Origin of the sequence: Streptomyces caeni (genome assembly GCF_042678285.1) — a bacterium.
Lineage (GTDB): Bacteria > Actinomycetota > Actinomycetes > Streptomycetales > Streptomycetaceae > Streptomyces > Streptomyces caeni.
On sequence record NZ_JBHUDX010000010.1, the window covers coordinates 45,556 to 58,276 of the forward strand.

The following is a 12,721-nucleotide window of genomic DNA, read 5'->3' on the forward strand; positions in this document are numbered from 1 at the left end:
ACGGACGACGCCGCACCACGGACGACGCCGCACCACGGACGACGGCACGTCGCGGACGACTTACATCGATGGATCGATCCATCGACACAACGACAAGGGGACAGATGTGACAGGTATCGCCGATGGCCGGGTGGTGGTCGTGACCGGTGCGGGCCGTGGTCTGGGCCGCGCCCACGCTCTCGCGTTCGCCGCAGAAGGCGCGAAGGTCGTCGTCAACGACCTCGGGGTCGGCCTCGACGGGGTGCCCGGCGCCGACAGCCCGGCCGGCCGGGTCGCCGACGAGATCCGCGCGGCCGGCGCGGAGGCGGTCGCCCACGGCGGCGACATCGCGACGGACGCCGGGGCCGCCTCGCTGGTGGCGAGCGCCCTGGAGACGTACGGGCGCCTCGACACCCTCGTCAACAACGCCGGGTTCCTGCGCGACCGGATGCTGGTCAACCTAGACGAGGACGACTGGGACGCCGTGCTGCGCGTCCACCTCAAGGGCCACTTCCTGACGCTGAAGCACGCGGCGGCGCACTGGCGGGCCGAGGCGAAGGCGGGACGCGCCCCCCGCGCCCGTGTCGTCAACACCAGCAGCGGGGCGGGGCTGCTGGGCTCGGTGGGGCAGGGGAACTACAGCGCGGCGAAGGCCGGGATCGTCGCGCTGACGCTGGTCGCGGCGGCGGAACTCGGGCGCTACGGCGTGCAGGTCAACGCCATCGCTCCGGCCGCCCGCACCCGGATGACCGAGCGCACGTTCGCCGAGGCGATGGCAGCGCCGGACGCCGGTTTCGACGCGATGGCCCCCGAGAACGTCTCGCCCCTGGTCGTCTGGCTGGGCTCCCCCGGGAGCGCCGGGGTCACCGGGCGGGTCTTCGAGGCCGAGGGCGGGCGGATCACCGTCATGGAGGGGTGGCGGCCGGGCCCGACCGCCGACAAGGGCGCGCGCTGGAGCCCGGCCGAGGCGGGGGAGGCGGCACTGAAGCTGCTGGCGGAGGCCGGGGCACCGGGGGCGGTGTACGGGGCGGACTAGCGATGCAGCCCCGCGCCCGATGCAGCCCCGCGCCCGAACCACACCGCCCCGAACCACACCGCGCCGAACCACACCGCGCCCGATGCAGCCCCGCGCCCGAACCACACCGCCCCGAACCACACCGCGCCCGACGCAGCCCCGCCCCCGAACCACACCGCGCCCGGGGCGATGCCGTGGGTGACGGCCGTGTTCGTGCACTGCGCGGTGCCGTGGGCGCCACCGCCCGGCGGGCGGTGGCGCCCACCAGGGGTGGGGACGAGGGCTTCCGCCCGCCTCATCCGCCGCCCGCTCCGGGACTGTCCTCCAACAGGCGGCCGATCGCGTCGTGTCCGGTCTGCCGGTTGTCGCCCGCCACCGGCATGCCGTCGCGCACCAGCCTGACCTCCACGGTCACCGTGCCGGGCTCCTGCTCCCAGCGGCGCGTGACGTACGTGTGGCCGGGGCCGTACGCCGCCTCCAGGCCCGTGCGGAGTTCCGCCGCGACGTCCGGCACCCGCAGGCGCCGGGTCTCGGCCAGCGCCTCCCGCCGCGCCCGCGCCCCGTGGGCCGGCAGGGCACGCACACAGCCGGGGGAGCCGCGCCGGGCGGCCGCCACCAGCGGGGGTTCGCCGCTGGGGCCGGGCAGATCCGGGTCCGCGCCCGCCGCCAGCAACGCCCGTACGACCCCCGCGTGCCCCCACCGCACCGCCCACGTCAGTGCCCGGAACCCGCCCTCCTCGGCCAGATCCGGCGTCGCCCCGGCCGCCAGCAGCACCCGTACGACCTCGGTACGGCCCCCGCACGCCGCGCCGCACAGCGGCGCGTCGGCGCCCTCGCTGAGGCGGTCGGGGTCGGCGCCGGCCGCCAGCAGCAGCCCTGCGATGCCCGGCGCGCCGTTCACCGCGGCCTCGTACAGGACGGTCCGGCCCTCCTCGTCGGCCGACTCGGGGCTTACGCCCGCGCGCAGCAGTCGCAGGACCGCGAGCTCGTCCCCTTCGCGGACCGCCGTGAACAACCTCCGCGGTCCGTGCCTCACCGGTCGCGGCCGCGTCTCATGTGTCGCACTCCAGCACCGTACGGCACAGTGCGCAGCGCGCCCGCACCCGTCCCCGTACCGGCACCCTGATCCGCTGCCGGCAGGTCGGGCACGGGAACGACACGCGCAGCGGGCCGTGGCCGGAGGAGGTGAAGGAGTACGGGACTCCCGGATGCGGGTCGGGGCCGGCGGAGGGGTGGTCCTGGGCGTGGCGGCGGTCCTTGGCGTAGCGGTGGCGGCCCGCCCAGCCGGCGGCGGTCAGCGGCGGCTGCTGCTCGTCGCGGCGGGCCTGCGCCATGCCCTTGGTGTACGCCGTGTACGCCTGCGGGCTGGTGAACCAGACGGCCGGGTCCTCGCCGAACAGCAGTGCCCGCTTGGCGAGGACATAGCCGAACTCCTCCGGGGTGAGATAGCCGAGTTTCTGCGACGACATCCCGTCCTCGCGGAAGGCGTCGAGGAGGAGCCAGCCCGCGCCCAGGTAGGTCGTCGCGGTGTCGGTGAGGATCTCGTTGTCACGGGTGCCGGGGAAGGACAGGCCGAGACGGTGCAGGTAGACGTGCATCACCTCGTGCGCGAGCGCCGCGCCGATGTCCCGGCGGTGGGTGCGGAACCGGTCGTTGAGTTCGACGAAGTACTCCGGACCCGCGGCCAGTTCGACGTTCGCCGCGTGCGTCATCTCACGGAAGCTGACGATGATCCGGGCGTCGGGCAGCCGGAAGTGCCGCACGAGTTCCCGTGCCACGCGCTGCGCGCCCAGGTGCAGGTCGTCCTGGTCGCAGAACGCCACGTCGGCGGGGTTCACGCTGGTCGCGAAGGTGTGGATGGTGTCGTACGAGAGCCGTCTGTACAGCGCGGTGATGGCCGACCGCACCGTCTCCAGATGCGGATAGCCGTGCTCCACCGGTCCGCCGTTCGCCACGGCCGCACCCCCTGAAGACGCCAGCACTGCCCTCCACTGTAGGCGCGCTCCCTCCTGGTGGCGGGGTATGCGCGGGCGCACGGACGTGGCGTCGCACGGCCCTGTGGCCGGAAAACCCTTCTTGTCGCCCCCTTCGGCGCTTCAAATAATCTGCACAGGCTTGGCGGGGGCATGTCATTGAGGTCTTCCGTGCTGTCGCCGTGCCGTCAACCCCCCACGGAAGGAAACACGTTGAAGCTCCTGAAGAAGATCGGCGGCCTCAACAGAGCCTTCGCGACGGTCGCCGTCGCGCTGGCCGCCCTCTCGCTCCAGCCCCTGTCCGCCCATGCCGCTCCCCAGCCCGTCGTCGGCGGGACGCGGGCCGCGCAGGGTGAGTTCCCGTTCATGGTCCGTCTCTCCATGGGCTGCGGCGGTGCGCTGTATGCCAAGAACATCGTCCTGACCGCCGCGCACTGTGTGAGCGGATCCGGTTCCAACACCTCGATCACCGCCACGGCGGGCGTCGTCGACCTGCGGAGCGGCAGCGCGATCAAGGTGAAGTCGACCAAGGTGCTGCAGGCCCCCGGCTACAACGGCAAAGGCAGGGACTGGGCCCTGATCAAGCTCGCCCAGCCCATCGACCTGCCCACCCTGAAGACCGCCACCACCACCGCGTACAACAGCGGTGACTTCACCGTCGCCGGCTGGGGCGCCGCCCGCGAGGGCGGCGGCCAGCAGCGTCACCTGCTCAAGGCCACGGTCCCCTTCGTCGACGACGCCACCTGTGAGCAGGCGTACGGCAGCGATCTGGTGCCGGGCGAGGAGATCTGCGCCGGCTTCCCGCAGGGCGGCGTCGACACCTGCCAGGGCGACTCCGGCGGGCCCATGTTCCGCAAGGACGACACGGGCGCCTACGTCCAGGTCGGCATCGTCAGCTGGGGCCAGGGTTGCGCACGGCCCGGCTACCCGGGTGTCTACACCGAGGTCTCCACGTTCGCGGCCGACATAGCCCGGGCCGCCTCGGGCCTCTGACCGGAATCCGCGCGTACCCTCCCCCCGGGTACGCGGGCGCCCGCGGCCCGCCCCGGCCGCGGGCGCCCCTTCCCGCCGTCCGACGCGTCCGGCCGGCCGCCGAGGTCACCGGGCCGGTCCGGGCACGCCGCCGCGACAGCGGCGACCCGTCCGGTGACGCCCCGGCACCCGGAATCCGCGCCCGGCACGACACCCCGGCCCCGTGTCACGCACTCCTGCAGCGACCGCCCGGCCTCCGTCCGGGGCGCGCCCGCCCCCGGCCACCTCCGCGGGCCCGAGAGTCGCACGGCACGCCCGGAATCCGTGCGCTCCGGCGGCGGTCCCTCGCACCCTGCGGGCCTGATCCGGCACCGAAGCGGTGGCGATCGAGGACCCGCACGCCCCGTAGGCTGGGCGCCCATGACCACCCGCCACACCGCCAACGGCGAAGTCGACCCGGCCGTGCGCGCCGAACTCGCCCGGCTGCGCGACAGCATCGACAACATCGACGCCGCCGTCGTCCACATGCTCGCCGAACGCTTCAAATGCACTCAGCAGGTCGGCCACCTCAAGGCCGCGCACCAGCTGCCGCCCGCCGACCCGGCCCGCGAGGCCACCCAGATCGCCCGGCTGCGCCGGCTCGCCGAGAGCGCCAAACTCGACCCCGCGTTCGCGGAGAAGCTCCTGAACTTCATCGTCGCCGAGGTCATCCGCCACCACGAACGCATCGCCGAGGACGTCACGGGCAGCACCCCCGTCCCGGGAGAGTGACCGGCGGGGGGTGGCCGGGTGTGCCGCGGCGAGTCCCCGGACCGGACCGACCGGGGGCCCGCGATGCCGCGGCACCAGCCCCGGCGACCGAGGCACGGCACCAGCCCCGGCGTGCGAGGCACGGCACCAGCCCCGGCGTGCGAGGCACGGCACCAGCCCCGGCGTGCGAGGCACGGCACCAGCCCCGGCGTGCGAGCCGCGGCACCAGCCCCGGCGCGCCCGGCGAAGTGAGACCACCACCGGCGTCGGCCGCCGGCCTCCGGGAGGCGGTGCGTTACCCGGATGAAGCGGGCGCCCGGGGGCGCACGACCGGCGCCCCCACCAGTTCGGGAGCGCCCCGGAGACGGACATAGAACGTGTACCGGACCGCCCCTGTGCGCTGTCGGCGGCATCGGGCAGCATGTCCCTCATGTCCGTACTGACGCGCGACGAAGCGCAGACCCGTGCCAGCCTCCTCGACGTTCACCGCTACGAGATCACCCTCGACCTGACCCGTGGCGACGAGACCTTCGACTCCCGTACCGTCATCCGCTTCACGGTGCGTTCGGACCAGGACGGCGCGGACACCTTCGTCGAGCTCAAGCCCGCCGAACTGCGCTCCGCCACCCTCGACGGACAGCCCCTCGACCCCAGGACCCTCGTCGAGAACCGGCTGCCGCTGAAGGCCCTCCCCGCGGGCGAGCACGAACTGCGCGTCGACACCCTGATGCGCTACTCGCGCACCGGCGAGGGCATGCACCGCTTCACCGACCCCACCGACGGCGAGACCTACGTCTACACCCAGCTGTTCCTGGACGACGTCCAGCGCGTCTTCGCCGCCTTCGACCAGCCCGACCTCAAGGCCGTCTTCGACCTGACGGTCACCGCGCCCGACGGCTGGAGCGTCCTCGCCAACGGCACCACCACACACGACGGGAACGGCACCTGGCGGGCCGCCACCACGCCCGTCATCTCCACCTACCTGGTCGCCGTCGCCGCCGGACCCTGGCACTCCGTGCGCACCGAGCACCGCGGGCTGCCCTTCGGCATCCACTGCCGCCGCTCCCTCGCCCCCCACCTCGACGCCGACGCGGACGAACTCTTCGAGATCACCCGCCAGTGCTACGACCGCTACCACGAGAAGTTCGAGGAGCCCTACCCCTTCGACTCCTACGACCAGGCGTTCGTCCCCGAGTTCAACGCCGGCGCCATGGAGAACCCCGGCCTCGTCACCTTCCGCGACGAGTTCGTCTACCGCTCCGCCGTCACCGACACCGAGCGGCAGACCCGCGCCATGGTCATCGCCCACGAGATGGCCCACATGTGGTTCGGCGACCTCGTCACCCTGCGCTGGTGGGACGACATCTGGCTGAACGAGTCCTTCGCCGAGTACATGGGCTACCAGACCCTCACCGAAGCCACCCGCTTCACCGACACATGGACCCACTTCGGCGTCTCCCGCAAGTCCTGGGGATACGACGCCGACCAACGCCCCTCCACCCACCCCGTGGCCCCCGAAGCGGTCGACGACACCGCCTCCGCGCTCCTCAACTTCGACGGCATCTCCTACGCCAAGGGCGCCTCCGCGCTGCGGCAACTGGTGGCCTGGCTCGGCGAGAAGGACTTCCTCGCCGGCATCAACACCCACATCGCCCGCCACCGCTTCGGCAACGCCTCCCTCGCCGACTTCATCGACTCCCTCGCCAGCGCAACCGAACGCGACGTGCACGCCTGGGCCGACACCTGGCTGCGCACCAGCGGCGTCGACACCCTCACCCCCCGGCTCACGCACGCCGAGGGGACCTGCTCGCTCACCGTCGACCACCACGGCAGCCGCCCGCACCGCATCACCGTCGGCCTCTACGACCAGGACCTCGCCGACAACGGCGGCCTCACCCTGCGTGAGCGCCTCGCCCTGGACATCCCGCAGAGCGCGCCACGGCCCCTGGGCAAACGCCCCGCGCTGCTCGTGCTCAACGACTGCGACCTCACCTACGCCAAGGTCCGCTTCGATGCCGAGTCCTTCCAGAGCCTGCGGGGGTCCCTGTCCGGGCTGCCCGAACCGCTCACCCGGGCCGTCGTCTGGAACGCCCTGCGCGACGCCGTGCGCGACGGCCACCTCCCCGCCGCCGCCTACCTGGAGACCGCCCGCGCCCATCTGCCGCACGAGACCGACCTGGCCCTCGCCGAAGGCGTCCTCGCCTTCGCCTCCGTCCACGTCGCCGACCGCTATCTGCCCTCGCCCAAGCTCTCGACCCCGCTCAAGCGGGGAGGCGGTACCCCCATCGACCGGCCCGCCGCGCTCACCATCCTCACCAGCCTGTGCCGCGACCTCATCCGCCGCACCGAGGACGGTTCGCACCCCGGCCTGCGGCTGACCGCCGTACGCCACTTCATCGACGCCGCCGCCCACCCCGACACCATCGCCGCCTGGCTCGCCGACGGCACCGTGCCCGGCGGACCCGAACTCGACCCAGAACTGCGCTGGCGCATCCTCGGCAGACTCGCCGTCCTCGGCGCCGTCGACGAGCCCACCATCGCCGGGGAACTCGACCGCGACCCGAGCGCCACCGGCCAAGAAGGCGCCGCCCGCTGCCGCGCCGCCCTCCCGGACCCCGAGGCCAAGCGGCGCGCGTGGGAGGCCATGTTCACCACCGACGACCTCTCCAACTACCTGTTCACCGCCACCGCCCAGGGCTTCTGGCAGCCCGAACAGGCCGACCTGGTAGAGGAGTACGCCGACCGTTACTGGAGCGACGCACCCGCCGTCGCCGCCCGCCGCGGCCCCGCCATCGCCGTCGCCGCCGGCCGATGGGCCTTCCCCCGCCACCCCGTCTCCGCGGACACCCTCAGCCGGGGCGAGCAGTGCCTGCGCGAGGCCGACCTCACCCCGGCCCTGCACCGCACACTCGTCGACCAACTCGACGACCTGGCACGCGTCCTGCGCATCCGCGAGGCATAGCCCCCAGCCGGCCGGCGCACGGTCCGACACCGGGCGCCGGCCGGTACCGGGAACGCCCCTGCCCTACCACACCGCCAACCATTCCGCCTCCCGGCAATACCCCCATCCGGGTCGGATCGTTGTGCTCTTCGGGCGGGCCGGACCCTCGCAGGCGGCTTGACCCGCCCGCCGAGCGCCTGGAGGACCTCCCATGAGCCTGCCGCCCCTCGCCTCGGGACCCCAAGGCCCCGCCGCGCTGCGGCCGTTGCTGGACACCGTCCTCCACGCCCTGCGGGAGGGCGCACGATCACGCGGTGGCCCGTTGCCCGCGGGCGGGCCCCAAGCGGTCGCCGCACGAGTGCGCGACGCCGTCGGCGACGTACTGCCGCAGGAGGGCGACCCGGATGCGCTACGAGCCCTCGTCCACGCCCTCGCCGAGGGCTCCGCCGACCCCGCCGACCCGCTGTGCGCCGCCCATCTGCACTGCCCGCCCCTCGCCGTCGCCACCGCCGCCGACCTCGCCGCCTGCGTCCTCAACCCCTCCCTCGACTCCTGGGACCAGGCGCCCGCCGCCTCGGAACTGGAGGCGCTCGTCACCCGGGCCCTGGCCACCGAGGCCGGCGCCGCCGACGCCCTCGTCACCACCGGCGGCACCGAGTCCAACCAGCTCGCCCTCCTCCTCGCCCGCGAATCCCACGGCAGCGTCCGGCTCGTCTGCGGATCCAACGCCCACCACTCCCTGACCCGCGCCGCCTGGCTCCTGGGCCTGCCCGAACCCGTCGTCGTCCCCGCCCCCCGCGGCATCCTCGACCCCGCGGCCCTCGCCACCGCCCTCGCCGGCCTCACCGGCCCCCTCCTCGTCGCCGCCACCGCCGGCACCACCGACGCAGGCCTCATCGACCCACTGCCCGAGATCGCCGATCTCAGCGCCCACCACGGCGCCCGCCTCCACATCGACGCCGCCTACGGAGGCGGACTCCTCTTCAGCGACCACCACCGCGCACGGCTCACCGGCCTCGACCGCGCCCACACCATCACCCTCGACCTGCACAAACTCGGCTGGCAGCCCGTCGCCGCCGGCCTCCTCGCCGTCCACGACCCCCACGACCTGCACGCACTGCGCCACCGCGCCGACTACCTCAACGCCGACGACGACACAGAAGCCGGCCTCCCCGACCTCCTCGGCCGCTCCCTGCGCACCACCCGCCGGCCCGACATCCTCAAGATCGCCGTCACCCTCAAGGTCCTCGGCCGCACCGGACTCGGCTCCCTCACCGACCACGTCTGCGCCCTTGCACAGGAGTTCGCCCGCCTCGTCCGATCACACCCCGCCTTCGAACTCCACGACCGGCCCGCCATCAGCACCGTCCTGTTCCGGCCCGCCGCCGCGTCCGACGAAACCGTCGCCGCCGTCCGCCGCACCCTCCTGCTCGACGGCCGCGCCGTCCTCGGCCGCGCCCGCCTCGACGGCCGCCTCTGGCTCAAGGCCACCCTCCTCAACCCCCACACCCGGCCCGGCGACCTGGCCGCGCTCCTGAATCTGGTGGAAGGAAGCACGCCCCGATGACCCACCCCCGACACCATGAGCCCGACACCCCTCGCGACCTGGTCGGCATCGGCATCGGCCCGCTCAACCTCTCCCTCGCCGCCCTCGCCCACCCCCTGGCCGAACTCGACACCGCTTTCTACGAACAGCGCCCCGGGTTCGACTGGCACCCGGGCCTGCTCATCGACGGCACCACCCTCCAGGTGCCCTTCCTCGCCGACCTGGTGACCCTCGCCGACCCGACCAGCCCGTGGTCCTTCCTCAACTACCTCAAGGCCCGCGACCGCCTCTTCCCCTTCTACTTCGCCGAGCGCTTCCACATCCAGCGCGTCGAGTACGACGCCTACTGCCGCTGGGTCGCCGGCAACCTCCCCGGACTCCACTTCGGCCACCAGGTCGACGCCGTCCGCTGGAATCCCGCACGCGAGGTCTTCGAAGTCGACTTCCTCCACGTCGGCGAGGACGGCGCGGCCACCTCACTCGGCCGCACCCGCGCGCGCAACATCGTCCTGGGCGTCGGCACCGCACCGTACGTGCCCGAACCCCTGGAACCCCTGGTCGACACCCCCGGCGTGCCCGTCATCCACGCCGCGGACTACCTCCAGCACCGGGAGGCGTTCCTCGCCGCCGACCACATCACCGTCATCGGCGCGGGCCAGTCGGGGGCCGAGGTCTTCCTCGACCTCCTCCGCCACCGCCCCGCCGGCCGGGAGAGGATCCACTGGCTCGCCCGCACCGAGGCCTTCGCCCCCATGGAGTACTCCAAACTCGGCCTGGAGCACTTCACCCCCGACTACACGCGCTACTTCCACGGCCTCGCCGAACCCGTCCGCGACCGCCTCATCTGCGCCCAGTGGCAGCTCCACAAGGGCATCGACACCGACACCATCGCCGCCATCCACGACGAGCTCTACCGGCGCAGCCTCCACGGCGGATGGCCCGACGCCGTACTCACCCCCGGCGTCCACGTCCGCACCGCCGGACGCATCGCCACCACCATGGTCGAACTGCACCTGGAACACGTCCAGCAGCGCACCCGCTCGCGCCTCACCACCAGCGCCGTCGTGCTCGCCACCGGCTACCGCGAGCGCCCCCTGGACCGCATCCTCGCCGGACTCGACCGCCACCTGAGCCGCGACAGCAGCGAACGCCCCCGCATCGACGGCCAGTTCCGCATGGTCCTCGACCCCGCCGTCACCGGCTCGGTCTACGTCCAGAACGCCGAACTCCACACCCACGGCGTGGGCACCCCGGACCTCGGCCTCGCCGCCTGGCGCAGCGCCACCATCCTCAACTCCCTCACCGGCAAGGACCCCTACCCGCTGCCCAGGCGCACCGCCTTCACGACCTTCGGCCTCCAGGAACCCGCCCCGATCCCGCCCGCCCGGCAGGCCGAGGCCCTCGCGCCCCTCGCCGACGGACGCTGATGCCCCAACAGGCATCGTTCGCCCCGTCGCGACGCCCGGCATGCTCCCCCGGGCTCTTCGAGCAGGGGGCACCCCACTCGCCACACCGGCCGAGAGCCCGGGTACGTCCGGTACGGGGACTTCCGGCCGGCACGCCGGGAGCACGCTCCCCCGCTCCCGGCTCCGCTCGCGCGGGCGGTGCCCCCACGACGCCGCTCCTCGACGGGCAGACGTCGCCTGCCGGGGCACCAGAAGCGACGGCGCCCTCACAGGGCGCCGTCGGCCTCACCCCCTAGAACACCGGCGTGCCGTTCCGGGTCAGCTTCCAGTCCACCGACGCGAAGTCCCGCGGATCCAGGACCTTCTTCGCCGTCACCCACTCCGCGATCCTGGTCCGGATCTCCGTCGACTCCGACCACACCTCCCGCGCCGTCGCGACATGCGGGAAGGCGCCACCGCCGTTCGCGCGGTAGTTGTTCACCGCGAACACGAACTGCTGCGCGTCGTCCAGCGCCGCACCGCCGAACGTCAGGTTCCTGATCCGCGAACCCGCCGGCTGCGCGATGTCGATCTCGTACCGGAGACCCGATACATAGTCGTAGTTGTAGTCGGGACGGTTGTTCGCGTTGGTGAGCTTGTCCACGTCGACCGCGGCGTCCGCCGCCGTCTGCACGTAGTACTCCGCCGAGTACTCCAGGTACGCCCGCACCTGGGCACCCGTCAGCAGCTTGGCCACCAGGGTGTTGTCGTAGACGTACAGACTCGACAGATCCCGGATCGTCACCTCACCGGCCGGGATCTCGGACGTCCGCGAGAACGGCGACGCCTGCGCGATCACCGGCAGCGACGCGTACTCCGTGCCCGCCAGCGCCGCCCTGACCACATCCTCCTGCACCGTGGTGATCAGATCGATGATCGGGGCGTCCTTGTAGCGCGCCTCGGCCGTCGTCAGCGTCTGCGTCGCCTCGCCCACGACCTGGTTCACGTACGCCACCACGGCCGCGTGTTCGCCGGACAGCAGCCGGGTGATCTCCGGGTCGTCGGCCACGGCGTTGGAGTTGCGCAGGGACGCCGCGACCGACTCCACCTCCCACCTGCCCCTCTCGAACACCAACTCGATGTCGAACAGTGTGAGCCGCTCCGCGTAGCACAGCGGCTCGGACAGCACGACCGTCCGCCCCGTCTGCTCGTTGGTGACCTTCAGCTCCGGGATCTCCACATGCGCGTGCCCCACGAGGATCGCGTCGATCCCAGGAACCTGCCTGGCGACGTTGGCCGCCGCGTTCTCCACGTACGGCACCTGGTCCCCGTAGGACGACGTACCCGACGTGCCCGAGTGCGCCGACACCACCACCACGTCCGCGCCCATCGACCGCAGCTTCGGCACCCACTTCGCCGCCTGCTCCTCCAGCCCCGGGAACGTCAGCCTGCCCTGCACATACGCTTTGTCCCAGATCGCGATACCCGGGTTGGTCAGACCCAGCACCGCCACCCTCACCGGCGGGGCGCCCCGGACCCGGAACTTCTTGATGACATACGGAGGGAACGCCGGCTTCGACGTCTTCGCGTCCAGCGCGTTCGCACCGAGCAGCGGGAAGCGGCACTGCGCCTCGAACGCCCGCAGCGTCTCGATGCCGTAGTTGAACTCGTGGTTCCCGAGCGCCACCGCGTCATACCCGATCGCGTTCATCGCCTGCGCCATCGGATGCACCGGACCGTCCTCGGCGGTGATCGGATCGACCTTGGCGTAGTAGTACGCCAGCGGAGTGCCCTGGATCGTGTCGCCCGCGTCCAGCAGCAGGGTGTTGCAGTGGCCCTTCTCCTGCCTGACCTGCTTGACCAGGGTCGAGATCCGCGCCAGCCCCTGGGCGTTGCCCGCCTTGTCCGCGTACTCCGCGTCCTTGAAGTAGTCCCAGTTGAACACGTGCCCGTGCAGATCCGTCGTGCCCATCACCGTCAGGGAGTACCGCTTGCGGCGCCCGCCCGACGGGACGCCCGACGCGGCACGGGCCGCCGGAGCCGCCGCGGCACCCGTCAGAGCCACCCCCGCCCCGGTCGCAGCGGATCTCTTCAGGAACTTCCGGCGGTTCAACGGCATGTCTGCGACTCCTCGGAAAATGGTCAACGACGCGCGTAGAT

At 72.8% G+C, this 12,721-nt stretch carries 10 protein-coding genes; 6 read left to right on the plus strand and 4 right to left on the minus strand.

Annotated elements, in window-relative coordinates; genetic code table 11:
• Nucleotides 1-106: 106 nt before the first annotated feature.
• Nucleotides 107-1,015 (plus strand): SDR family oxidoreductase, encoded by a 909-nt coding sequence (locus tag ACFSL4_RS03850; RefSeq protein WP_381078450.1) that lies wholly within the window; start codon nucleotides 107-109, stop codon nucleotides 1,013-1,015.
• On the opposite strand, the gene ACFSL4_RS03855 is transcribed toward ACFSL4_RS03850, so the two are convergent.
• Genes ACFSL4_RS03855 through ACFSL4_RS03865 form a run of 3 tightly spaced genes read right to left on the minus strand, consistent with a single transcriptional unit; the run spans nucleotide 1,012 to nucleotide 2,949 of the window.
• Nucleotides 1,012-1,293: a hypothetical protein gene (locus tag ACFSL4_RS03855; RefSeq protein WP_381078453.1), complete on the minus strand. Its 282-nt coding sequence runs from the start codon at nucleotides 1,291-1,293 to the stop codon at nucleotides 1,012-1,014. The two genes, ACFSL4_RS03850 and ACFSL4_RS03855, sit on opposite strands and share 4 nt — an antisense overlap.
• A complete protein-coding gene (locus tag ACFSL4_RS03860) occupies nucleotides 1,290-2,009 on the minus strand; it encodes an ankyrin repeat domain-containing protein (protein WP_381078456.1) in 720 nt (239 codons plus the stop codon). Before ACFSL4_RS03860 ends, ACFSL4_RS03855 begins: the two co-directional genes overlap by 4 nt.
• Before the next feature lie 37 nt (nucleotides 2,010-2,046).
• Nucleotides 2,047-2,949, minus strand: coding sequence for a hypothetical protein (locus ACFSL4_RS03865; protein WP_381078459.1), 903 nt, complete (start codon nucleotides 2,947-2,949; stop codon nucleotides 2,047-2,049).
• 231 nt (nucleotides 2,950-3,180) lie between these two features.
• Here ACFSL4_RS03865 and ACFSL4_RS03870 point away from each other — a divergent pair, with 231 nt between their 5' ends.
• The 5 genes from ACFSL4_RS03870 (at nucleotide 3,181) to ACFSL4_RS03890 (ending at nucleotide 10,603) form a co-directional block, all read left to right on the plus strand.
• Complete coding sequence (locus ACFSL4_RS03870) at nucleotides 3,181-3,960, plus strand: S1 family peptidase (RefSeq protein WP_381078462.1); 780 nt, start codon at nucleotides 3,181-3,183, stop codon at nucleotides 3,958-3,960.
• 399 nt (nucleotides 3,961-4,359) lie between these two features.
• On the plus strand, nucleotides 4,360-4,710 hold the full coding sequence (locus ACFSL4_RS03875; RefSeq protein ID WP_381078464.1) for a chorismate mutase: 351 nt from the start codon (nucleotides 4,360-4,362) through the stop codon (nucleotides 4,708-4,710).
• A gap of 400 nt (nucleotides 4,711-5,110) precedes the next feature.
• On the plus strand, nucleotides 5,111-7,651 hold the full coding sequence (pepN, locus tag ACFSL4_RS03880) for an aminopeptidase N (protein ID WP_381078467.1): 2,541 nt from the start codon (nucleotides 5,111-5,113) through the stop codon (nucleotides 7,649-7,651).
• A 190-nt stretch (nucleotides 7,652-7,841) separates the two neighbouring features.
• Nucleotides 7,842-9,197 carry a pyridoxal phosphate-dependent decarboxylase family protein gene (locus tag ACFSL4_RS03885; protein WP_381078470.1) on the plus strand — a complete coding sequence of 452 codons (1,356 nt, stop codon included), beginning with the start codon at nucleotides 7,842-7,844 and terminating at the stop codon, nucleotides 9,195-9,197.
• The gene (locus ACFSL4_RS03890) at nucleotides 9,194-10,603 is read left to right on the plus strand and encodes a lysine N(6)-hydroxylase/L-ornithine N(5)-oxygenase family protein (protein WP_381078473.1); all 1,410 of its coding nucleotides are present in this window, start codon (nucleotides 9,194-9,196) and stop codon (nucleotides 10,601-10,603) included. The genes ACFSL4_RS03885 and ACFSL4_RS03890 overlap by 4 nt, the downstream gene beginning before the upstream one ends.
• Before the next feature lie 271 nt (nucleotides 10,604-10,874).
• Here the strand turns inward: ACFSL4_RS03890 and ACFSL4_RS03895 are convergent, their stop codons facing one another.
• On the minus strand, nucleotides 10,875-12,680 hold the full coding sequence (locus tag ACFSL4_RS03895; RefSeq protein ID WP_381078476.1) for a bifunctional metallophosphatase/5'-nucleotidase: 1,806 nt from the start codon (nucleotides 12,678-12,680) through the stop codon (nucleotides 10,875-10,877).
• Between the last annotated feature and the right edge of the window lie 41 nt (nucleotides 12,681-12,721).